The 21,803-nt window shown below is 59.6% G+C and carries 24 protein-coding genes and 2 pseudogenes; 2 read left to right on the top strand and 24 right to left on the bottom strand.

The window, feature by feature from the left end; translation table 11 throughout:
- The 21 genes and pseudogenes from JCM12296_RS20840 to JCM12296_RS20760 form a co-directional block, all read right to left on the bottom strand.
- Positions 1 to 361: pseudogene (locus JCM12296_RS20840) on the bottom strand (hypothetical protein); the annotation flags it as partial.
- Positions 362 to 653: 292 nt separating this feature from the next.
- The gene (locus JCM12296_RS20830; RefSeq protein WP_054697513.1) at positions 654 to 1,202 is read right to left on the bottom strand and encodes a hypothetical protein; all 549 of its coding nucleotides are present in this window, start codon (positions 1,200 to 1,202) and stop codon (positions 654 to 656) included.
- A 109-nt stretch (positions 1,203 to 1,311) separates the two neighbouring features.
- Positions 1,312 to 1,797, bottom strand: coding sequence for a phage virion morphogenesis protein (locus JCM12296_RS20825; protein ID WP_054697512.1), 486 nt, complete (start codon positions 1,795 to 1,797; stop codon positions 1,312 to 1,314).
- Positions 1,787 to 2,149, bottom strand: coding sequence for a hypothetical protein (locus JCM12296_RS20820; protein WP_054697510.1), 363 nt, complete (start codon positions 2,147 to 2,149; stop codon positions 1,787 to 1,789). The genes JCM12296_RS20825 and JCM12296_RS20820 overlap by 11 nt, the downstream gene beginning before the upstream one ends.
- The gene (locus JCM12296_RS20815; protein ID WP_054697507.1) at positions 2,146 to 2,598 is read right to left on the bottom strand and encodes a hypothetical protein; all 453 of its coding nucleotides are present in this window, start codon (positions 2,596 to 2,598) and stop codon (positions 2,146 to 2,148) included. Before JCM12296_RS20815 ends, JCM12296_RS20820 begins: the two co-directional genes overlap by 4 nt.
- A complete protein-coding gene (locus tag JCM12296_RS20810) occupies positions 2,585 to 2,956 on the bottom strand; it encodes a hypothetical protein (protein ID WP_054697504.1) in 372 nt (123 codons plus the stop codon). The genes JCM12296_RS20815 and JCM12296_RS20810 overlap by 14 nt, the downstream gene beginning before the upstream one ends.
- A gap of 15 nt (positions 2,957 to 2,971) precedes the next feature.
- Positions 2,972 to 3,744: pseudogene (locus JCM12296_RS20805) on the bottom strand (HK97-fold major capsid protein).
- Positions 3,745 to 3,853: 109 nt separating this feature from the next.
- On the bottom strand, positions 3,854 to 4,216 hold the full coding sequence (locus tag JCM12296_RS20800) for a hypothetical protein (protein ID WP_054697502.1): 363 nt from the start codon (positions 4,214 to 4,216) through the stop codon (positions 3,854 to 3,856).
- 15 nt (positions 4,217 to 4,231) lie between these two features.
- Positions 4,232 to 8,086, bottom strand: coding sequence for a DNA adenine methylase (locus JCM12296_RS40075; protein ID WP_083456364.1), 3,855 nt, complete (start codon positions 8,084 to 8,086; stop codon positions 4,232 to 4,234).
- Between the two features lie 141 nt (positions 8,087 to 8,227).
- Entirely contained in the window at positions 8,228 to 8,416 is a 189-nt protein-coding gene (locus JCM12296_RS20790) for a hypothetical protein (RefSeq protein ID WP_054697499.1), read from the bottom strand.
- Positions 8,417 to 8,567: 151 nt separating this feature from the next.
- Positions 8,568 to 9,038 (bottom strand): hypothetical protein, encoded by a 471-nt coding sequence (locus JCM12296_RS20785; protein WP_054697497.1) that lies wholly within the window; start codon positions 9,036 to 9,038, stop codon positions 8,568 to 8,570.
- Positions 9,039 to 9,040: 2 nt separating this feature from the next.
- Positions 9,041 to 9,799: a hypothetical protein gene (locus JCM12296_RS42250; RefSeq protein ID WP_218188196.1), complete on the bottom strand. Its 759-nt coding sequence runs from the start codon at positions 9,797 to 9,799 to the stop codon at positions 9,041 to 9,043.
- A gap of 16 nt (positions 9,800 to 9,815) precedes the next feature.
- Entirely contained in the window at positions 9,816 to 11,291 is a 1,476-nt protein-coding gene (locus JCM12296_RS42245) for a hypothetical protein (protein WP_218188195.1), read from the bottom strand.
- Between the two features lie 8 nt (positions 11,292 to 11,299).
- Positions 11,300 to 11,968 (bottom strand): hypothetical protein, encoded by a 669-nt coding sequence (locus tag JCM12296_RS42240; protein ID WP_218188194.1) that lies wholly within the window; start codon positions 11,966 to 11,968, stop codon positions 11,300 to 11,302.
- Positions 11,917 to 13,146: a phage minor head protein gene (locus tag JCM12296_RS42235; RefSeq protein WP_218188193.1), complete on the bottom strand. Its 1,230-nt coding sequence runs from the start codon at positions 13,144 to 13,146 to the stop codon at positions 11,917 to 11,919. Before JCM12296_RS42235 ends, JCM12296_RS42240 begins: the two co-directional genes overlap by 52 nt.
- A 67-nt stretch (positions 13,147 to 13,213) precedes the next feature.
- Positions 13,214 to 13,591, bottom strand: coding sequence for a hypothetical protein (locus tag JCM12296_RS42230; RefSeq protein ID WP_218188192.1), 378 nt, complete (start codon positions 13,589 to 13,591; stop codon positions 13,214 to 13,216).
- Positions 13,588 to 15,195: a hypothetical protein gene (locus JCM12296_RS20775; protein WP_246804645.1), complete on the bottom strand. Its 1,608-nt coding sequence runs from the start codon at positions 15,193 to 15,195 to the stop codon at positions 13,588 to 13,590. The genes JCM12296_RS42230 and JCM12296_RS20775 overlap by 4 nt, the downstream gene beginning before the upstream one ends.
- 289 nt (positions 15,196 to 15,484) lie before the next feature.
- Positions 15,485 to 16,171, bottom strand: a complete 687-nt coding sequence (locus JCM12296_RS42225; RefSeq protein ID WP_218188191.1) for a hypothetical protein — start codon at positions 16,169 to 16,171, stop codon at positions 15,485 to 15,487.
- A complete protein-coding gene (locus tag JCM12296_RS42220; protein WP_218188190.1) occupies positions 16,111 to 17,010 on the bottom strand; it encodes a terminase large subunit domain-containing protein in 900 nt (299 codons plus the stop codon). The genes JCM12296_RS42225 and JCM12296_RS42220 overlap by 61 nt, the downstream gene beginning before the upstream one ends.
- Positions 17,010 to 17,288, bottom strand: coding sequence for a hypothetical protein (locus JCM12296_RS20765; protein ID WP_054697494.1), 279 nt, complete (start codon positions 17,286 to 17,288; stop codon positions 17,010 to 17,012). The genes JCM12296_RS42220 and JCM12296_RS20765 overlap by 1 nt, the downstream gene beginning before the upstream one ends.
- Positions 17,285 to 17,575: a hypothetical protein gene (locus JCM12296_RS20760; RefSeq protein ID WP_054697492.1), complete on the bottom strand. Its 291-nt coding sequence runs from the start codon at positions 17,573 to 17,575 to the stop codon at positions 17,285 to 17,287. Before JCM12296_RS20760 ends, JCM12296_RS20765 begins: the two co-directional genes overlap by 4 nt.
- 148 nt (positions 17,576 to 17,723) lie before the next feature.
- On the opposite strand from JCM12296_RS20760, the gene JCM12296_RS20755 reads away from it, so the two are divergent.
- Together JCM12296_RS20755 and JCM12296_RS47865 are read left to right on the top strand one after the other, a co-directional pair.
- Entirely contained in the window at positions 17,724 to 18,125 is a 402-nt protein-coding gene (locus tag JCM12296_RS20755) for a hypothetical protein (RefSeq protein WP_054697489.1), read from the top strand.
- A complete protein-coding gene (locus JCM12296_RS47865) occupies positions 18,079 to 19,053 on the top strand; it encodes a tyrosine-type recombinase/integrase (RefSeq protein ID WP_083456362.1) in 975 nt (324 codons plus the stop codon). Before JCM12296_RS20755 ends, JCM12296_RS47865 begins: the two co-directional genes overlap by 47 nt.
- Before the next feature lie 301 nt (positions 19,054 to 19,354).
- Here the strand turns inward: JCM12296_RS47865 and JCM12296_RS20745 are convergent, their stop codons facing one another.
- The 3 genes from JCM12296_RS20745 to JCM12296_RS20735 form a co-directional block, all read right to left on the bottom strand.
- Positions 19,355 to 19,894: a Clp protease/crotonase-like domain-containing protein gene (locus tag JCM12296_RS20745; protein WP_157067785.1), complete on the bottom strand. Its 540-nt coding sequence runs from the start codon at positions 19,892 to 19,894 to the stop codon at positions 19,355 to 19,357.
- A gap of 83 nt (positions 19,895 to 19,977) precedes the next feature.
- Positions 19,978 to 20,271, bottom strand: coding sequence for a helix-turn-helix domain-containing protein (locus JCM12296_RS20740; protein ID WP_054697486.1), 294 nt, complete (start codon positions 20,269 to 20,271; stop codon positions 19,978 to 19,980).
- Positions 20,241 to 21,080, bottom strand: coding sequence for a hypothetical protein (locus tag JCM12296_RS20735; protein WP_054697483.1), 840 nt, complete (start codon positions 21,078 to 21,080; stop codon positions 20,241 to 20,243). The genes JCM12296_RS20740 and JCM12296_RS20735 overlap by 31 nt, the downstream gene beginning before the upstream one ends.
- Between the last annotated feature and the right edge of the window lie 723 nt (positions 21,081 to 21,803).

The raw sequence follows: 21,803 nt of genomic DNA, 5'->3' as shown, positions 1-21,803 counted from the left end.
CCTCGGTGCCGGTCTCGAGCGCCGCTGCGGCCGCACGCCGGTCCTTCAGCGTCGCCGAGGCCTTCACGGCGGTCAGACTGTCTCTGTCCGTCGGATCTGAAAGGTGGGCGATACGGTTCACATAGAGCACCGAACCGCCGTTGTCGAAAAAAGCTCTTGCGGCGTAGGCCAGGTAGCCGGCCTGCAGATAGGAGCCGAATTTGTTGATGAACTGTTCCCAGCTGGTGACCAGCACCGGTTTGTTGATCGGACCGCGCTCGGCCACGCCCACCATGCCGCAAGAGGAAGTGGAGATCTGTTTCACATAAAAGCTGAAATCGATTTCCCGCGTGTAAACACCGGGTGAAAGATATGTCGCCATGGTCTACCTCCGCTTGCGCCGTTTGGGCTTGGGTTTTCCGCCGTCTTCCTGTTCCGGCGGTTCATCGAGCGGCTTCTCAGAACGGGGGATAGTTTCCGGCGGTGCGACCCTCCGGAAAGCGAGACGAGACCTCGTTTCGCCGCGGCTTCTATCTCGGGCGAAAGGTCGTCGTCGCTGATGCTTCTGATTTCACGGGGATTCAGGTGCAGGCCCCGACCGTCGCCCGCGAGGTGCAACGTCAAAGGCTGAAAGAGCAGATTTTTGATTTCGATCACGACAGTGCCTCCTTATTTCATGGTGTGTAGAGCCGGTCCTCCTCCACGCCGTCCCGGAACTCGAATTTCCTGTCCTTGACCAGGGTGCCCGTCAGCACGACGCCGTCGTAGACGGGGCAGTCCTCGATTCGGCACCGGCCGCTGCTCTGGCGGAGGTCCGACAGGTTCACGCGGCGCAACCCCCCGAGCGGGGTGATCTCGGTGAGATTGATCGTTCCGCGGTCTTCCACGATCAGAACCGGGTGGCGCTGGTAGAATCGGGCGACGTTTTCCTGCAGATCGAGCAACTCGCCTTCATGTGCGGCGGTGACGATGACGTCGAAATCCAGGTGATAGAGGCGCGGATGGCGGCATTCTTCGTAGGTCAGGTTCGGAACATCCTTTTCCACCATGCGCGCCTGGGTGCGGCGGTCGCCGTTCTCGACCAGTGTGGGTCCCTGGAGGATGAGGCTGGGAACCTTGGGCACTTCGAACACGTCGTCCGCGGCGACAAGCACCGCATCCGGGTCGATCTCCGCCTTGACAAGGCGGATGAAGCTTTCAACAACGATTCGAACGGTTTCCAAGGTCCGGCACCTCCGGTTTCAAAGGCCGCCCGCAGCGATACCCGCGGAACGGACAGTTATGTTTCCGCTGAATATCTACCGGAGCGGCTCGGGAAGTGTCGGGCGGGGATCAGAGCACCGTGCGGATGGCCTGCCGGTAATTCTCGATGATCTGCTTGCGATACTTTTCCATAGTGGGATGAAGGAAGGGACGAGGCGGGATAACTATGACCGCTCCGTTCGGGTGCTGGATGGTGGCTCCGTACTCCATCACGGCACCGATATTCACCAGATCGTCGCCGTCCTTATTGACGGTGCCTCTGAGCAGTCCGACAAAAGCCCGATCAGCCAGAATGCTTTGGGTGATGGAATTGACCAGGAAGCCGGTATCGATCAGGGCTTTGCTGGAGCCCTTGCGCTTGATGGTGCTTTCGGCGAGCTTGACGAACGGCTTTCCGCCGGGAGCCTGGCTGCGGATGCCGCGCTTGATCTCCCGGACCAGGAGCAGCGCATTCTTGATCGTCGCCTGACGCAGGGCGAGGGCGAGACGGGGGCCGGGGTTTGCGGCCAGCTTCGCCTTGGCCTTGTCCCAGTCTCCGAAACGTTTAACTCCCATGCAGCCGGACCAGTTTGATGACCTTGTGGGTGATTACGCCGAACAGTCGCTCTTCTTCCACGGTTTGAATACGGAATGCGTCTGCGCCGGTCTGCACGCGATCTTCCGGTCGAACATCCTGGACCGGCAAAACACACGCTACGGCGTCGATTTTGTTGTTCAGGTCCTCCGGTGGAGTCTCGACGAACTCGAGCGAAAAGGTGCCGACCTCCTCAAAAGCGGCGTCATCAGAGCCATAGAGTCGCTCGCCGGGAACGGCACGCAGAAGCATCGCCTCTTGTCCGGACGCCAGGATGAGTTCTTTCACATCATCGGCGGCGCGGATCTTTTCCGGATCGCTCAAAAGAGTCACAGATCGCTTCCTTGCTCGTAGATCACCGGGTTGAGACCACCGGGCGTGATGATGTAGTCCTCAGGCGACGCAGCGGCTCCCGGTTTGATATCGCTCAATCGCTGCTTGTAGACGGCCTTCAGGTCCTCTTCGAGTTCGGCCCAGTGTTGGGGCTGCTTGGTTTTGTCTACCCGTTTGTCGCCGCTTGAAAACGAGAACGCGTTCGCCGTTGTCGCACGCATGACCTGGCATGCATGAATCTGGCCGAGCAGCAGAAGCAGTTCGAGCGTTTCCCCTTCAGGTTCCGGAACGATCTCGCCGTTTGCGACCGAAAGGGATATCTCCAGATCACGGGCCAGTCGGTGGACGCCTTTGAGGATGCAGCGCTGCAATACCTCGTCGGTGAACAGCTCACCGGCCGGGTCAGACAGGTCGGTTCTCAGCGTTGTAACAAAATCACTCAGCGCCACCGTCCACCTCCGCCAGCCGCTTCTTCAGCGCGTCTATGACCGTGCGCCGCTTTTCGTTGGCAAGGTGGGCTTTGAGCAGGTCCGTATCACTTTCAGTACCGATCCGGGAGATCGCTTCGGTTGCCGTCACTTTGGACAGGTCGCTCTCGTCGGGTTCCTCGGGGGGATGTTCCGGCTTTTCAGATGGTTGCGACGCCTTCGTTCCCTCTTGGCCGATACGGGTCAGGTGTCCCGCGGACAAGGCCTGCTCCATGTGGGCGGTCAGGTATTCGACCTCCAATACCTCGCCAGGCTCAAGACGCAATCGCGCATCGGCTATGATGAGGACGCCCGGACGGACGTTTTTTACCTTCTTCATTTCGAATCACCTCCATCAGCCGAGAATCTTGATCTTGGCCACGACGTCCGGGCGGGTTACGCCCTGTCCCATTTCCGACCAGACCAGCCAGCCCGTCTTGAACCGAGTCTTCTGCTCGATGGCTTCCGTCTTGAGGTTTTCCCTCACCGGCATTTTTCCCACCTCCTCATCGGGGATAAGCAACACTTCATCGAGGGACTGGGCCGCGGTGAGCAGAATGCCTCCGGTGCCGTAGTTCTTGATCACGCCCTTGGCTCGCAGCTCGGCCTTGGTCTGAGGATCGAGGTTCCAGCCGCGCAGATCGTTGAACCGCCGGCCCCGCATGACGATGTACTTCACGGAAAGTTCGAGGTCCTCGATGATCGAAACGGCCTCGTTCAGGGCTTCCTCGGTCAGCGTGTTTCCGGTGACCTCGACGGTGTTTCCCGCCGGGACCGAAGCGGAAAGCACGGTGATAGTCCGCTTGTCGATCTCCTTGCGGATTTCGTCGGCCGCCGAGGTCTGAATGTCCATCAACGTACCGATATTGCCGTTCTTGAGCACCGACACGTCGACCATCGGCGCGGAATGGATGCGGTGGGTGGGAAACTCCACCTCGTCCTTTCCCAGCTCCTGTTCCTGGCTTCGCCCTCGTTGCTGATCCAGTACGCCTTGACCTTCGGCTTCTTCTGGTAGAGCGGCCGCTCGCCCTTGGGAAGGGTATGGCGGGTCAGCAGCAGCGAGGAGATCTCCTTGCGCTTGATCTCCTGCTCGATGGGCGCGGCGATGGCCGCGGCCAGGGCGCGCATCCCATCCGGGGATTCCAGCGCCTCGGACATCAGGCGCGCCATCGTTTCCATGTATTCCTGGCTGTGCACGTTCACTTGGGTCGTCTCCATAGTAGATATCCTCCTCTAATCAGATCAGCAGCCGGAACTTGATCGTTCCGCCGGAGGCGGAGATGGCCCGGGCGATCACTTCCTCGCCGGCCTGGACGCCCGCCGTGAGTTTGCCGTTCGCCGAGACCTTCAGGTCGTCTCCGGGATTGACGGTCCCCTCGAAGACGTCGGTCTCGTAGACGCCGCCCATGCAGTAAATGCCGGGCATCTCGCCGTTGTTGTAGTCCTTGATCAGAATGCCGAACGACTTGGCCGTCGGGTCGGTGTTCACGGCAAACAGGTCATCGCCGGAGATCTTCACCACCTGGCCGAGTTGACCGTCACCCTGCATGTAGCCGTCGCCGTAAGCGAGGCCGCGATGATTGGGATTGATGAAAGGCATGTTCTTTCCTCCTTATCAGTTGGTTGCGACGGGCTCGCCCGCGGCCGACGCCACACGGTGCCGATAGGCGGCCATGAAGCCGTTTTTGAGCTTGTCTTCGAGGCTGTTCTTCTGGTCATCCACGTCCTTCGGCCGGACACCGGCGTCGCTGCGCATGGGGGTGTCCTTCTTCTGGGACTCGGCCTTCGTTTTCGTTTTGGCGGAGTCCTTGCCGTCTTCTTCTTTCTGTTTCTCCGCCTTCTCTGCGCTTGACCGGATCATCCGATCCATGGCGGTTTCCGTGGCCGCGAAGGCCTCGTCCGAGAGTCCGGCGAGACGCTCGATTTCCTTCTCGCGCTCCTCGTCCGAGCCGAAGGAGATGTTCTGTTCCTCCATCTTGCGGATGAGCTTCTGCGCCCGGGTGCGGTTGGCAGCGGCCTTGCGTTCGGCTTCCATTTCCTCGAGCTTCTTCTGCAAGGCGAGCACCTGCTGTTTGAGCTCCTGATTCTCTTTCTCGAGCTCTTTCACGCGCGCCTTGTCATCGACTACGCCGCCGCCTTCGTCCTTCTTCTGGTCGGCGGCTTCGGCCGCTTCGTTTTTCGCTTTCTGCTTTTCGTCCATCGGTGGACCTCCTTCTTCAACGGTTTGGGTTTGTCCGCCTCGTTCGGAGGCGACCTGGGTGATGCGGGCGTTATCATCGGCACCCTTGCGGTCGAGGAGGCCGAGACCGGTAAAGCTCACGCCGTGCAGAATCTCGTAGACAGGTTTCCCCTGAAACTCGCCGGCCTTGTGCTTGCGCAGGTGTATGCAGTAATCATCTTTCGACTGCACCCGTTTGCCGCAAATCGAGCATTCTCCCTCCTCGTAATCGCACTCCATCGACACCTGGGTGACGATGCCCTTGCGGATCAGCTTATAGGCCAACTGCGCATGCAGGCTGTCCGACACGAAGAGCTCACCGACGCATTCAACGCGCCCGCCATCCTCATCCTCGACGAAGTCCGCCGAGACGATGCCGCCGACGATGTCCGTGAATTCCTGGGAATGCTTGAGATCGATCTTCTTATTGACGGCCGTGGTGTAGCGGGTCGCCAGCTCATCCTGGGTGAAGTGATCGCCGTTCTTGTTGGTGCCGACACGGCAGAGGACGAACGTGAACTTCGGATCACCGGCGTCCCTTGGCACATCCAACGCTTCGGTGCTCAAGCCCGTTGGTGCCGAGGCGTCGATAACTACGGGAATGGAGGTATGACAAAGCGCGCTCCGGGACGCGGCCGCGGACCGGGGGGAACTTCTGGGCTTGGAAGAGACGAAGAGCAGTTCCCGGGCGTGTTTGCCCTCCCGGCCGATGTCTTTGGCAATGTTGTAATCGACCTCCATACCGCGGACCCGGACCAGGCCGTAGTGCTCGGCGAGGATTCGTTGAATTTCCTCCTCGCGCGGAAACGCTCGGTCTCGATAGGAAAGCAGCACCGTGCCGTAACGGGTGCGTGCCTCCGCCGACAGGGTCTCGAGCAGGGACCGTATCGACTCCTTGGTGTATCGTGTTCTCGAAGGGAAATTCCTGCGCGGATTCGAATGGATCGCCTTGTCCGCCCAGCGGGTCATGAGCCCTTCAATGAAATGCAGGGAATCCTCGTAGTCGTTGCTCCCGAACTCGGTCACATAGGGCGGATCGAGGTAAAGGACATCCGATCCATACCGCCGGACGGCTTCGGTCGCATCAAGGTTGAAGGCTTTGCACTCCTTCCCGTTGTCGAACACGAGGTTGTTGAGCTGTCGGATGGACCGCCTGAAGGATTCGATGAATTTCGACAGGGGCGGGTTGGACAGCTGCGACTGTTCCAGGCTGGCCGCCGTCTCCAGGTCAGCTTTTCGGTTCATCTTGGAGCGGGAAAACTGACCGAAGGCGCTTTTTGATTTCACGGTGTTTCCGAGCGCGGCCAGCGCCAAGTCCTTCTTGTATCCCGGCAGCTTCTGGATGTTCGCCCACACCTGGTCCAGCCAGCGGAGCACCGGTTTGGTGTAGTAATAGCCGTAGAAATGATCCACGATGAACGTCCCGGCGTCCGGGTTCGGAGCGAGCAGCCTCTCGACGTCCTCGTCGCTCAAGGTCTCGTTGGAGTTCTCGATAACTGCCCGCGCCAGGTGATAGGGAAAGCGCAACAGGTCGTTGGCGATGACCTTCAACCCCTTGCGCTTGAAGTGGTAGGCCACGTTCGCGCCGCCGGAAAAGGCGTCAAGAAGGCTTTCCGCGTCTTTGGGCACATGACGCTCGATCCATCCGAGCATCAGGTACTTGCTGCCCATGAATCCGGTGACCCGGACGGGGTCCGCCTTGCCCGCCTGACAGATGAGCAGATCGACGGAGTCTCCCAACGGGGCGTCGGCCAATGCACGAAGATTGGCATCCACCCGCAGAGCAGCATCAGCCGCCTTGTCGGCATCGTTATTTCCGATCCACTCCTTGGCCTTTTCCATGGTCCAGCCGTCGGGGTTCCGTTCCGTTTTGCGTACGAACCGGTATGCCTGAAGAACCATGGAGCGCGGATTGCCGCCTTCGGGGACAAACTCTTTTTTCAACCGTCCGATGATGATGGCCACGCCTTCGACGCCCTCGAGCGTCTTGCGTCGGAAGCTGTCCGGTACGAACCGCTCCGGGTCCAGTACCCGGTAGCGGACTTCATTCTCCGTTTCCTCCCAGATCGCCTGCGCGGTCATGGTCCCGGTGGATGCGTCGTCCGCCTTGGTGGACCGTCCCGCCGAACGGGAACAGATGAACAACCGTTCCTTGGCGTGGGAGGCGTCGCCGTGACGCGATGTGATGGCGTAATGATGATCTCGGGAGCGCATGCTCGAATCACGATCAAGGGATGTGATGATTCCACGCATCTCCCGTTCGGTCGGATGCGCGTGATCGCGATACGAGATGAGCCAGTGCGGGATATGCTTTGCGTTGCCAAGGAAGGTCTCGAAGAACCCGGCCGCATTGGCCCGGGTCACGGTCTTGTGATCCGTCTCGTAATGCTTGGTCTTCGATCCCTCGACGAGGTTGAGCCCCTTCCAATAGGTCATCAGCCCTTCCACGAAGTGGTAAGCCTTTTCGTAATTCGTGGTCGAGAACTCAGTGGCGTAGGGCGGATCGAAATAGGCGAGATCGACCTTGGCTCCCGGCAGAAACTCGTTGATATCTTTGCGTAAAGCCTTGCAATCCTTGCCGTTATTAAAAACCAGGGCGTTGATGCGGGCCGCGTTTTTGCGGAAACGGGCTTTGAACTCCTCGGGGCTGTCCTCCCGTTTTCCGTAACGGGTGGACGACGAGAAATGACCGAAACCGCCTTTGCCGGACATGCAGGTCTTGCCCAGGGCGAACAGGGCCAGGTCCTTCTTGAAGCCCGAGAGCCGGTCCACATTGGCCCGGATCGTATCGATCAGGGCGTGGACACCCTTGGCGAAAAAGATGCCCTTGAATTTGTCGCGGACGAAGCTCCCGGCCTTGGGATTGTCGGTCAGCAGCGCCTCTACGTCCTCGTCGCTGAGCCGGACGCTGTCGTTTTCGATGATGGCCCGGGCGGCGTGATAACAGTAGTGGAGACGGTCGTTGGCCAGGACCCGCAGGCCCTTGGTCTTGAACATGTAGGCCACGACCGCCGATCCTGAAAAGGCGTCGGCCGCCGATGACACTCCCTCCGGGGTGTGCTTCCAAATCCAATCGACCAGCTTCTGCTTCGAGCCGATGTAATTGGTGATGTATTTGGGCCGTTTCTCAGGAGGCAGTTCCTCCGAGACATCGCGTCCCTGGGCTTCAAGCGCCTCGAAGTCCAGGTCAAGCGCGGCGTCTGTCTCCAGAAGGAACGCCAGCCGGTCACGGTCGGTTGCGAATAGCTCCATTCGGTTCTCCGGTCATGTCGCGACAATCCGGTTTATGCCGGTGGGGCGCTCGTTCCGTCCGCGGATCGCAGCCCGCGGGACGGGCGGAGAGCCCTGTCGCTGTGATATCTACCGGAGCCCGTCTGAAAGTGTCGGAGGGGGTCAGGAGATTCGGCCGGATGCGATCTTGTCCAGGAGGAGCCGCGCGCAGGCGTCTGTCGAAGAGAATTCGTCGGTTTCGATGATGGGGCCGCGCATGCCTCGGTAAGCTGGGATCGTGGTCTGATGGTAGGCCAGAAAATCCTCGGGCAGAGACCTGATGTCGTTTTCCACCAGGCGTTGATGATCCAATCGGCTTCCTCGCGGGCATCGGTATTACCGGGCAGGAATTCGATCACCAGATCCAGGCCGGGCCCCGACCCCTGGACCCAGACGCCGACAGGTTCGTACCGCGGGTCCCGGATACGGTCGCGCAGGGCATGCTCAATCATGTAACGCAGTTTCATTCCCATTCCTCCGCGATTTGCCGGTGTTCGGTCATCAGGTCCACATCTATAAGGGAGAACCGATCCCGGTTCCGCATCTTGTACCTCCGCCAGCTGCTCCAATCTGAAGCCAGTTCCGGCTCCTGATCCGGGAAGATCAACTCGATGTGGTACTTCCGGTTGCGGTCATCAACGAGATCGAGCAGATAGGTGTCCCCCTGGGACCAGCCGACTACCTTGACGGTGTGCGCGTGCTGGAATCCTTCGTCGTAGCCGACCGTTTTAACGAAGAGCCAGAAATCAACCCGCTTGACTTCACCCTCGGCATCGAAGTGCGGGGCCACACGGATTATGGTGTAGCTGTCCACGATGCCGAGGCGCACAGAGTCCCGACCGGGTTCGACCAGACTCATCCAGGAGCCGCCGTCGTTGAACGGTGCGAACAGGTCCTGGAGTTTGGCTTTTTCCTTCTCGATGAACTCCTTCATAATCACCTCACCAGCACGATGTCCTCGACCTTGCGGCCGTCGGGCAACTCTGAAATCCTGCGTTTCAAGAATGCATCGACCAGGCGTTTTTTCTCCCGGTCGCTGCCCACTACGATCACGTCAATGTTGTCGAGCAGGGTGACCGAGTACTTGAAAATGGTCTCATTGCCGCCCCTCCTGGCGAACTGTTTCCATTCAGTCGGTGTGCTCCCGCGATGGTTCGAAACGTATTCGTCCCGAACGCGCCCGAAGGCGTCGTGGTCGTAACTAATGGCGTCCATGCGTCGGAGCATGCGCTTTTTGAAATACAGCCCCACATCGGAGGACCGCCCGGCGGTCGGCAGCTTCTTGATGCGGGCGAAAAAGTAGCTGGCACCACCGGTGTCCATATCCGCCACAGGCGACATGCCGCCGACCGGAATGCCTGCACGAAGTTTTTCCACGGTGCTCACCATCGCGCCGTTGTTGTCCAACACCGTCTCAATGAATGAAGGCAGGTCCTCACCGTTGGTCAGCCGGTGATAAAGGCCGTAACCCTTCATCTGCTTTTCAAGATCATCATCCGACAGGTCAAAACGGTATTGATGGCGATATCCACCGCCTTTAGCGACGCCTTTGAAGGCGAGCTGATGCTCACCCATAGGGTCGTATCCCGACATCCGGGTCAGGTCCTTGACACCCAGACGCTTCTCCCAGAATCCCCGCATCTCGCGGATGCGTTCTTCCTTGCCCGCCGCCCTGCGGTCCAGTTCCTCCACCATGCGTTTGTATTCCGAATCACGGTCGGCTTTGGTGAGATAGGCCTGTTTGTGGAGATAAAGCAGCTCCGTATCCTCTGGCGTGGCGGCCCCCGCTTGATGCCAGAGATTCCATTCGCTCGAAGGCTCGCTCGACGCTTTTGCCATCGGGTCGGTCCGGGAGCACCAGTTCGAATTCCCCTTGCTGGGCATAAAGGTTCTTATTCGACCATGGCCTGTAAACACCGCGGACTCCATCCCCGAAATCGATTTCGTACTGCTCGCCGGCCTTCATACCGCGTCCGCCGAAAAGAGCCGAATTGTCGACGCCGTCATCGAGCACGACAATCTCGCCGTTCCTGATTTCCCGGCGCGGCTGCCGCACCTTTGTTCTGCGAACGGTAAACGGGGCGTCTTTTTGCTTTTTGGTACGGGTCGCACGTTTCTTCAGATAGGTCTCGAAGCGCTGGTCGATGGTTTTCTTCTCATGCGCAGCTTGCTGGACTCTTTCGATCCAGGCGATGTAAGTATCCGCCATCTCCCGGATGTCCTGGTCATCGGACTTGCTCAAGCGCCGGAGCGCCTTCAAGTGGTCCGAGACCTTCTTCAAGGTCGCCTGGTTGTATTTTTGATCCTGGGCGTGGTGGTTGATGGTCTTCACCGCGGAGAGAATGTCACCGGCGAACAGATCCTCCGGCAACGCCTCGCCGACGCGTGCGGACGCCGTATCGACACCCGCCTTGCGCAGGGCATCCATGAGCTTTCCTTCAGCCTCCGGACGGACCTTCATCTTGAACACTGTCCGCTGCCGCCCTTTCAGGGTCTCGACAAACACCAAGGCGTTCTGGTCTTCGATGTCCTCCTCGTCGAAGGGAAGAGCTTTGCCCTGCCAGCCCAATCGACGAGCATCTTCGAGGAGCGCCTCCTCGGCTGCACCGAGACGTTTCTTGGGCAGGGCATCGAGTACGTCGTCAAAGCGGAAATCCTTTCGACCGAGAACATCGCCGTAGAACGATTCGAAATCCCGGCGCAGGTTCCGCTTGCGGGCCAGTGCGGTCTCATAGAACGCCTGCTTGCGGCCCGCGTCCCCGCCGAACCGTCCTTCCGCGTACGGCCGCAGGATCGCGAGATAGTCCTCGTCGGGAATCTTTTCCACCTCGCGGATGTACCGCAGCGTCACCGAGGGGTCGATCTCGGTTCTGCCCTCTTTAACCGTTCGGAAAAGCGTGTTGTAGAAGGGCTCCTGTTCTCCGTAGCGGGCGTTGGGGTGGTAGTCGACGGCGAGTCGGTCCTGTCCCAGGTGTTTGAAAAGCTGACCTTTGTCGATCCCGTAGACTTTGCCGTCCTTGCCACGGAGAAACTGCTTGGAGTGACCGTCATGGTTTGAGATGAGCCAGTCGATGACGTGCTCCCGTTGAATCTGCTCGATGTCGAGGGTGGTGAGATCGGTAGGGTCCAGGCCGGCGAAGTCCAACTGCGCTTTGAGATCGGTCCGCCACTTCTGGATGGAGCCCACCCGTCCGTTCAGACGATGGTGCGTACCTCGACGGCGTCCGGATCGATGAGCCTTCCGATCTTGTATGCCGCTTCCTCACCGTAAGCGATGAACTCATCGCCGGGCCGCTCAACGGGTTTGAAAAGCCATCGCTCGCCTTTTTCGTCCGTCCAGAATTCCTTGCTGTGCGCACCACCGACCTGTGCCTTGCCCGTATATTTGAAGCTTTCCGGTTTGCCCTTGTCGGTCCATGCCCCGTCCACTTCTTCGAACGCCGCACCTTTCTTGGAAAAAACAGGCGGTGACGGTTCCGAGGGCTTTGGCGCTGTCGCCGGCTTGGGCTTGACGGCCTTTTTCTTTCCACCGTGCTTTTCGAGCCAGGTCGCATGCTTCTTTCCGATACCCGCCTTGGCCGCTTCCACCTTAGCCGGGTCCGTCTCGGTGAACAGCGTGACCAACTCGTCCTTGTTGGCCCACTGCCAGTGCTTGACCTTGGTCTCCTTGGCCAAAGTCTTGAGGTCGCCCACCTTCATGGATGCGACATGGTCGCGGAAGAGCTTCTTCTTGAGAGCGAGCTCCTTGGCATGAGATTCAAGCAGTTCCTGGGGCAGGTCCGCGCCCCCGGCAACAGCCTTTTCAGCTTCCTTCACCGCAGACAGAAAATCGGCATAGCCGGAAGATGTTTCCGGCACCACCACCTTGGCGGCCGCCTGATCAAGAGTCTCTTTGGCCTTTTTGAGCGCCTCCTTCTTCGCCGCCTCGACAGCTCCTGTTTGGCCTTTTCGGCCATTTCCTTTCCGGCGGCTTTTTGTAAGGCATCGATGAGTTGCTGCTTATTCTTAAGCGGACCGATGTGGTGTTTCTTCTTGGCCGCGATGAGGGCCTTGCCCTTCAATCCGGTGTGGTCGACTCCGGGCTCCAGTTCATCGAGCAGATCGATGACGTCCTGTTTGGTCATGTTCAGGGAGACACCCTTGGTCTTGGCCATCTCCTTTAGCTCGGCGACCGTCAGGTCCTGCAGGCCGCCGGTCTCCGGGACTTTTTTCAATTGCTCGGCCAACAGTTGAGCCTGCTTCAGTGCAGCCTGTTTTTCGGCCAGGAGTTCGACCAGCTCCTCTTTGGTGCGCAGCAATCCGATCTTGTGATCCTTCAGCTTCGCCTTCAGGGCGGCTCCGGTGAGATCGGAGTGGTCGATACCCGGCTCGACCTGATCGAGCAGCTTGATGAAGTCGGACTTGGTGCGGGCGATGGATACGCCGTTCTGTTTCGCCAGGGTCTGAAGCTGCTTCACGGTGAGCGTGTTCAAGTCCGCGACTTTTCCGCTCTCGAAGGCGTGCTTGAGTTTGGCGTCCTCTTCGGACTTCGCCTTCGCCTGCGCTTCGACAGTCTGGGGTGGAAGGATGCAGGCATCCGGTTCAGCCGCGGCCTTAGCGCCCAATTCTCCGCCGCATATCACCAGCGGCCATGCCACCACGCTGGTGCACCGACAGTTTGGATGGGCGGGCTGACTCGGAAAACGGCCCGTATCGAAGACCTTGCCGTCCAACGGGCCACAGATCGGGCAGACCCGCTCATCCTCCATGGTCATCCACTCGAGCTTGCGGACGCCGACCCGGTCGTGGAACTTGATCCGCCCCTGGTTATGAGCCCGCAGCACCTCGGTACGTGCGATCACCTCCATTCGGTACTGGGCCTTGCTGAAAACCTTTGATCCCGCGTGCCGGAATGACTCGGGGTCCTTCACGACACGGCCGAGATCGCGGGCGATGTCCTCGACGCCCTTTCCGGTGGCGATGCCGTTCATAACGGTCCGCTTGATGCCGTCGGCCAATTCGCGGTGGACATCGCCGGCGAGCACCAGGTTGTAGTTGGTCATGAAATCGAGGGCGTCGGTGTCGACGATGGTGAAGACGCGGGTGGCGAGTTTATCGATGCTTCGGGAGTCAAGTCACGGTAGAACGGCAATTGCGCCGCGGCGAATTCATCGATGCCGCGGTAGATGCTTGGCGGAAAGAGGCTTTCGCCGTCTTCCGGAAAAGCAGTGTCTGGTCCCGGTGTAGTCGGGACGTGGCCTCCCTGATATCCGCCTGGAGTTTCCTGAGCCCTTCCAGGGCGGCCAGCTTGTTGTCGGGAAGCGAGCCGAGGCTCTTGTACCGGAGGATGGCGCGACGCACCTCGTCTTCGGCGTCGCCGAGCATGGCGGTCAATGCGGCGACCGTCTGCTCCGTGTACAGGTTTCTCGCCTGGACGCTTTGTTCCGTGGCCCGTCGTATGGCCTCGGCCTGGGAGACCGGTTTCTTGGCCGCGAGCGCACCGATCATTCCCCGCACTCCCGGCAGGCCGTGGTCTTCCGGGACACCGCGCCTTTCTGCTCGGATGAGGTTTCCGAAGGAACGGTCTTGGCGTCGAAGAAACGGCACGCCGGGGCATCGAAGGTGGTTTCGTTTCGCTGGACTCGGCAATGGTTCTGCTCGTCATCGAAATGCGCGCAGTCGTCGCAGACAGCGTCTCCAATGTCGCCCCGGGTGAAGGGTCCGCCCCAGGACGCCTCCGCCCGGCTTCCGACGGGGTTCTTCGCCGGGTCGAGACCGAGTATCTCCTGGGCGGTTTCGACACCCATGATCCCGGCCATGACCATATCAGCGATGGGCTTGATCTGCTTTTCATCCAGCAGGTCCACGGAACGCTTTTCGGTTTCGCGGTTGGCCGATTCGATGTCGGGATCAAGGTCCATCTTGAGCTGGAGACTGGATCGGCTGATGAGCTTGCGGTCGTACAGCTCGATGAGCAGGCGCTTGAAATCGACGGCGTCGGTGGGGTCGAGGTCGTTGAACAGGAACTGGATGGTCTTGTCGCTCCAGTCGTTCAGTTCGAGCCAGTCGTTGAAGAGCCAGTCCAGGATGGCACGGGCCGCCTGCTTTATTTCCCGGATCATCACCAGCATCTTCTGGAGGCTGACCGAAGCAGTGGCGAAATTCGGGCCGTCGCCGGTGACCAGGGAACGGGAGAGACCCAGCGCCACCACGATGTCCTCTTTCACCTCCTTGACCTTGTCCTCGACGTTGAGGACCTGGCCGTCGGTGCCGTGCGTCTCGACCGTAACGTAGAACGGAACGACAAGACCGCTCTTGAGGTCCATCTTGTTGATCATGTCCCGGACCTGCTCCAGCATCTTCTGGTCGGGCATGACCATCTTCTGGCCGAAAGCGCCGCCGACCTTGAGCAGTCGGAACGGGGTCGTCCATCGCTTGGCGATGGCCTGTTCGGCCCGGCGATAGTCGCGCAGCAGCTCGATGGATTGGAACGCCGGGAGCACCATCGAGTTGCCGCGCGGCGAAAAGGACGGCGCGTCCCACTTGAGGTGGAGCACCTGGTCGACGGGCAGGTCCAGTCCTTCCCCCACACCGGGATGGTCTTCCGGAAACTGTCGGACTTCGGCCAGTTGACCTTGCGCATACTTGACCTTGATCGACACCGGGTTGACGCAGACCAGTTCTTCAAGGGCCTTGCCGTCTTTGGTGTAGCGTTTGAACCCGACCGCGTCGCCTTTGACCAGAAGCTGGAGAATCATATCCTTGACGAAGGCGGAAACGCCGAGTCGGTCGGACAGATCTGCGGCCTCCCATTTCACCTTCTCGTCGTCGCCGGCGATCTTGATCTCGTCACCCACGGCGAAGGTGCGCCACGAGTTTATGCAGTTCTTCACCAACGGCTCTTCGAGATAATATTCCCAGGCCTTGGAAGCCCGTTCCTCCCAGGTTGCCGGGACGGCCTCGGAGGCGTTGACCTTGCTGAACACGGATGAGTCGAGTGCCGCGGCCGCCGCCATGGGAACGACCACAAATCCGTCCGTTTGCAGCGCCGGGTTTTCATCAAGTGCAGCTGTGGTCGAATGGCCGGTTTGTGGGTCGGTTCGATCTTCCACCGGGGTCCTCTCGGTTTCTTGCCGTTGTGGGCGCGACATTCGCGCCGTGTGGCGGGGAAAGCCCGCTCTGCGGGTTATCTACCGGAGGCGAAGGAAGAACGTCGGTGGGCGGGTTTCTCCGCGTGTGACAAACAGGCGGGAAAGTAGCAAATATCCCGTGCTTATCTCGCCGTCTTGTCAAAACAATCGGGCAGCCACTTGACAGCGACACGAGAAACCCAGGGCGATGCATGGGTTACTCGTCTTTAGGTCAAGTTGCTTTTGAAGGATTGCGTCTGCGTATAACCGTTCAGATAAACACCGGCTCCGTGACCAGGGGCGACAGGGAGACTGTCTCCTCGCCCACGAGGTCGAGGTTGGCCTGTTCCCGAGCCAGCATTGCGCAGCGGACGGCGTCGATAATGTGGTCGTTGCCCTTCGAGTAGACTACACGGCCGTCGTGCAGCGTGTAGGTGTGCGTGGTGAATTGATCTTCGATTTCGAGATCGTTGACAGGGAACACGACCTGCCGGCGCTGCAAGGCACCCGAGATGAGGCTGGTCATATACTCCTTGGTCCGCTTCCTGATCTCCCGGCCGTCACGGACCGCCAGGGTGGTCATCCCCCCGAAATCGTATCCCCGGAGACGCCCCTCCAGAGCCAGGTCTTTGTACTTGTCCAGGGTCAGCAGTTCCTGCACCACAGCCAGCCCGTTGCCGCCGTTGTCCACGCCGATTCCTGCGGCGGTGTAATACCGGTCCAGAAGCGCGATGGTCTGGGCGATATGGGGGTAGGCCACATGCTCCATCCGGAGGCGTAGGATCATCTTCACGATCCGGCGTTCGGGTAGTTCAATCTCTTGGAACACGACGATCTCCGTCGGATCATTGGTATACCCCAGATCTCCGCCGATCCAGAACACGCCGGTCTGTGGCATCAGGTTGAGCAGCATCTCCAGGCGGTCATGGGATTCCTCCTCGGTGGCGCAGCCCCGCAATTCGTCTCCGGTGACAACGGTTTTCTGGTACTCAACCACATCCAGGCGGCAGAGATTGAGATGCTCGACATTGAACGCACCGTAGGAGGCTTGCCGTGTTCGCCGGCCACCTCGTGCTGCCACCCGGCGCTGTCCCGGCCGCCGTAGAACTCCAGCAGCTCTGCTTCACGTTCCTTGCTCCAGATTGGATTCAGCCAGGAAGGCCAGCGGAACACCTTAAACTGGCTCGATCCGGTGAGTCGGTAATAGGTCGTGTCCCGGAGGCCGTTGGGCGTCGAATAGATGCGCAGCTTCCCGCCGGACTTCAAACACTGTCGCAGCGCCTTCCAGGCCCGTTCTGTGAGCCACGCGCCTTCGTCCACCCATACACGGTCCACGTGAAGGGATCGAAAGGAATCGCCGTAGGCACCCGCAGGCCGAAAGTAGAGAATCGCGCCATTGGTGAATTCGAGACGGAAGTAAGGTTTGCGGTGAATCTTGGGTTTGCCGTACTTGGTGAGGGCGATGCTGCTCATGAGGTCCGGGTTGTTGTCGAGCTGGAACTCGATCTCCTCGATCAAAGTGTCGAGGTGCCCCTGGTGCGGCGCGCCGATGAGCCCCTGAGCGCCTCGATTGGTAAAGGCGAAATGCAGGGCATCGGTACTGATACAGACGCTTTTACCGACATCGCGTCCGTCCAAATGGATGATGTTCTTTTCGAGGCATAGCAGGTCCTCGACCTGGTGCCGCCAATAGGTTCTTTGTCCGCCGTCCCGGTTGCGCAGATAGGCTTGTCCCCAGAGGACAGGGTCCGCCAGGGTTCTTGCCAGCTTGCGTTCACGGGCGGACATCCGGGCCATCAGGAGAGCCTCGACCTCAAGACCGACCCGAGGACCGTACCGACCAGTTCGGCCAACACATGCTGCACGGCGAGCATCCCTTCGCGGTCCCGGATCACGCCTTCGATATCCGCGACGGCCTGGTCCAGCTCGTCCCATTCGCGATAGGTTTGGCGGATGGTTTCAACTCGGGCCAGGGCCTCGTCGATCTTCCCGGCCGCCAGTTCCGCGCCGATTTCCACCAACGTTTGACCGGCCTCGCGGACCGCCTCGCTGTTTCGTTCCAGGATTTCTTTCATCGCTCGGCCTCCTCCCGTACTTCTTCCTTCCCCGAAGCCCAGCGGTCCAGGGCGTCCACCGCATCGGCCAGACGCTCGCCCATGCCGATCAGACGTTCCTTGTCCGGGTGCTCGGAACCCGCCAGAGCCTTGTTGGCCTCGGTCACATACTCGGGCATGTGGCGGTTCATTGTGTGGATGGCATCCTGAATGCGCTGAGGCGGTCGGGTCGCTGCGCACCCCATCAGGGAGACAGCCAGGGACGCCGCCAAGAGCGCTTGCAGAATCGTTTCAACCTGTTTTCTCATGTTGTTCCTCCCGGCCCGCGGCGGGCCTGATATTTCTCGTTGAATGTGCATCGAACGCCTTGACTTCCGGCGCACACGAAGCCTGTATGTGAATGTGCGTAACTGGTTTAAAACCAACAACTTGAGCCAACCGAAAGGAGGTCGAGCCATGACCGAAACACTGCATCAGGCCACACAGGCCTACCTGGAGCACCTGCGCAGCCAGGGCAAAAAAGAGCGGACGCTCTACACCTATGGAAAGGATTTCGAGCAGATCGAGGGTTTCTTCGGATCGGAGCGCAAGCTGTCCGCCATCCTCACCCCGCACGTGGGCAAATTCTTCAAATCCGATGCGCTCCTCAAACTCCCGAGCGGTCGGGAACGCTCCCAGCCCACGGTCGAAAAAACCAAGCGGGTGCTGCGCATGTTCCTTATCTGGGCCAGGGAGACCGGCCGTATCGACAAACTGCCCCTGCCCAAGGACACCCCCATGGGCCGGAGCGTGAAGAAAGGAGACCAGAACAATGACGAACACAGCAGCGGGAAGGCTTCGGCTGTTAAGCAGTCCTGATTCCACGTCGGGACCGGTCACGGAGCGGAATTTCAGCCTGGCCCAAGCATCGGAAGCCTTCGGCAGAAGGCTCGCCGCCGAAGGGCGCTCGCCGAACACAATCAGCGCATACCTTCGAGACCTGCGATGCATGACGGCGGTGCTGCAGCAGCGGCAGCCGGACCTCACCGTCGACCGTGTAACCACACCCATGATCGATGAGATGCTGACCTCGCCGGAGGTGACCGTCTCTGCCAGGGGAGGCATCCGGTCGCCGGCATCCATGCACAGGTTCAAAGCGGCCGTCCGGTCGTTTTTCGCCTGGGCCGAAGAAACACGACTGGTGCGGGAGAACCCGACCGGGTCATTGAGGCTGCGTCGGCTTCCACGCAACCCCCCGAGCTTTTTGACGGAAGCTGAGAAACGGAGGTTGCTAAAGGAGCTTCGCGGCAGGTCCACCACGTTGGCGGTGCGGGACCGGATCGTCATCGAATTGTTCCTCGGCACCGGTATCCGGTTGCAGGAGCTGGTCGATCTGGACATCGAGGATGTGGACCTCGATGCCAAGCATCTCCGTGTCCGCGCCAAGGGTGACGTGCCGCAGGTGAAATTTCTAAAGTCCACCCTTCGCTCCCTCCTGCGCAGCTACCTCAAAGAGCGCCGACGTCTCGGCGACGGGGAATGCCGGGCGCTTTTCCTCTCCAACCGCGGGAGCCGTCTCTGCGAGCGCCAGGTGGCCAGAAGGCTCAACCAATGGCTCCGGGCAGCGGGGATCGAAAAAAAGCTCAGCCCGCATGGGCTTCGCCACACTTTCGCCACCCACCTCTACAGTCGCACCGGGGATATCCTGGTGGTCCAGCGTGCCCTGGGCCACAGGGACCTTTCCACCACGCAGGTCTATACCCACCTGGTCGACGGAGCGCTCGAGGACGCTATCGAGCGGCTCTAAGGCGGAACCTTCCATGGGGAAAACGCGGTCCGCACGGACCGCTTTTCCATTCCCACCTCCGGACAGGCACTCACAGAGGCAGGAGACAGTCAGCCGACAGTCTCGTCCCTGAACACAATCGGATGGAGTGAACCGGGAAGCATCGGAGCCTTCAGGAGCCGGGAGGAAGCATTGATTGATAAAACCTTCCGCCGACCGCGGGTTGAGGTATGTCAGAGAACACGTCTTATCTGACATTCCGGCAAACTGAAACGCCGTAACCCCGCGTCCCTGGCGGTCTCTTTTCCGAGTAGCTCCGGTGTTATCCGACATCATTTCCGCGTTTTCCTTCTCTTGGCGGACTTCCCGGCCGGTTTCTTCTGTGACTCGGCCAGTTTTTCCAGTAAGGCGGTGGCCCACTCGGCGGGTGTCGTCTCCGGGCCTGCGCAGCATCTCCCTCACGGGCGATCTTCGTCGCCTTGAGGTCCTTGAGATGGCAGCGGATCATCCGGTCCAGACGCTCGGCGGCGTCCCAGTCGCCGGACTCCTGGGCCCTGCCCAACTTGAGGAAATAGACCGCCACCAGCTCGACCTGCATGAAGTCGGAGCTCTTGTTGAACACGAAGTCCTGGTACAGCTGCCCGATGATGTTTTCGAAGAGGGGGCGCTCCTCCGGGGACAGGAACCGGTCGGCATAGATGCCGTGAACCAGGCTGTTCTGGTTGCCGGGAGCCGCACCTTTGCCGGTCCGGGACTTGGCGGCCTTGCGGACCTCCTGCTCGGACGCGGCGTTGCGGTGCCAGCGGTCGAGTTGTCCGGCATCGTGTTTGCCTATGTTGGATTTTGCCTTGTCGTCAGCCATGATCTCCGCCGTTCGGTTTCGGCACTCCGGGGTTCGGGGCGGGAGACGGATTTCGCCCCCATCCGGGGAAACTCCTCCATTACCTACCGGCGGACGTCCTGATGCGTCGGGGATGATGCGGTGCGGTTCTCGGCCACGATCTGGCGCACGCGGCGCGGTGTAATGCCGGACAGCCGTGCGATCTCACGTGTGGAAATGCCCTGGTTTTTCAGCGCGAGAACGAGTCTGCGGCGTTCCCGGTAGAAGCAGGTGTCGCCCGGCACCCATAGGAGGCCGGTGAACTGTTCCTGAACCGCACGAAGCAATTCCGGCGGCAGGACGTCCTTGGCGTTCGCGTATCTGCGTTTCAGTTTTCGTTCTTCGTTTTCTTGAGCCATGGTTGATCCACATCAGGGTTGTGGAAGCGCAAACGGTTTTCACGCGGAGGCGGTCCGATGATCTCGATGTTCTGGCGGGTGACCTCCCCGATGCGCTCCTTTTCATCGACGAAACAGACGAGGCCGTAATCCTGCCCGCAGGGAAAGCGGAACCGTCCCCGGTTTTGATAGAGCCTGGCTTCGCTCCAGCCGAGGGACAGCGCCTGGTCGCGGATGGCGTCCACCTTGGCTACAGCCGAGGGCGGCACCCTCTGTGTGAATCGCCAGTCGCCGTCCTTGGGAAAGAGATATTGAGGAACCGATGAAGGAGGCTTGTCCGGTACGGTTCTTTCGGAGAGATGCCGGGTATCTTGCCCGTATGTGCCGAGTGCCGGCGGTGAATAGGTTCTCGGGTTCAGGGCCCGGACAGCCGATAGGAGTGGTTCCTCTCCGAAGCAATCCATGGCCCAGGCGTGAATGACGTTGAACCGGCAGCGAAGCGTTTCGAAGGCCTGGGATGAAAGACGACCCGAACCCATGGCCTTCTTGGCCGCGTCCATTTTGTGGCGTAGCCAGGCGTAGTATTCGGGATCGAGCCGACGGAAGCAGGTGCCGTCGATACCGACGTCCCGCGCAAAATGATGAGGCTTGTCCGTTTCCCACGATTCCAGGTTGGTTGCCGCGTAAAGTGCGGTTCCGTGGGTGATGGCGTCTCCAGCGGGTACATCGTCCCTTGCGGATTCATGCAGTGTCTCTTGGTCGGAGACAGCAGCGGGCGCTTGATCGTCAGACTGATTCTGTGTCCTGGCCCCGGCGGTCTGCTCCGTCATTATTCTTAGAAGCTCACGTCCGGCACTCCTGTCAGTAAGGTTTCCTCGGGGGATACCTACCGGAGCGAACCGGATATCGCCGGAAGGATGAAAGGGGAAAGGTCTCGTTTGCTTTTCTGGAGCTTTCACCGGACCTTTCGCGCGGCCGCATCGGACTGATTTGATTGATAATTTGATATGGAATGGTGAAGGGGTGAAAGGTGTTTGAGAGTATTCGTCCTTAGTGGCCTCGGCGTCTGCAATGGCCCGGAACGTCGACCGGAGATGCACAGATTATTTTTTATGCAGTAAGGGGTGGACCTCCCGAAAATCCCTTCACCCTTTCACCGACACGATCTAACGTACTGATAATGCGTCAGAAAAACAGGTGAAAGCTGTTCCGCGAAAGGTATGAGTGAAAGCCTGTCGAAGGTGTCTATAAGGTTTAAGTCCCTGTGGTGAGTCCAAGCATCGGCTCAAATGGATGGTTTAACATGTATAAAAAGGCGAGGATCATAATTGATAATCCTTACCCATTCAAATAGTCGACGTCCGAAGACTAATGGTCGGAGTGTGCAGTTCTGATTGGTTGTTAATATCCATATCCGGTTTTTTTAACTTTAAGACCTTCTATCAACAGGCAGCCCAGATCCTCATGCACAATGGAAAGCATGCTCTCTATGAGGGCAACCCCAACCTTCCATGTCGATTTTTTTATTTTTTTTGTCACACTTTCTGAATATA

It is taken from the genome of Desulfosarcina cetonica JCM 12296 (assembly GCF_001311845.1).
Classification (GTDB): domain Bacteria; phylum Desulfobacterota; class Desulfobacteria; order Desulfobacterales; family Desulfosarcinaceae; genus Desulfosarcina; species Desulfosarcina cetonica.
The sequence above is the reverse complement of the archived record's forward strand: the minus strand, read 5'-3'. Positions and strand labels throughout refer to the sequence as shown.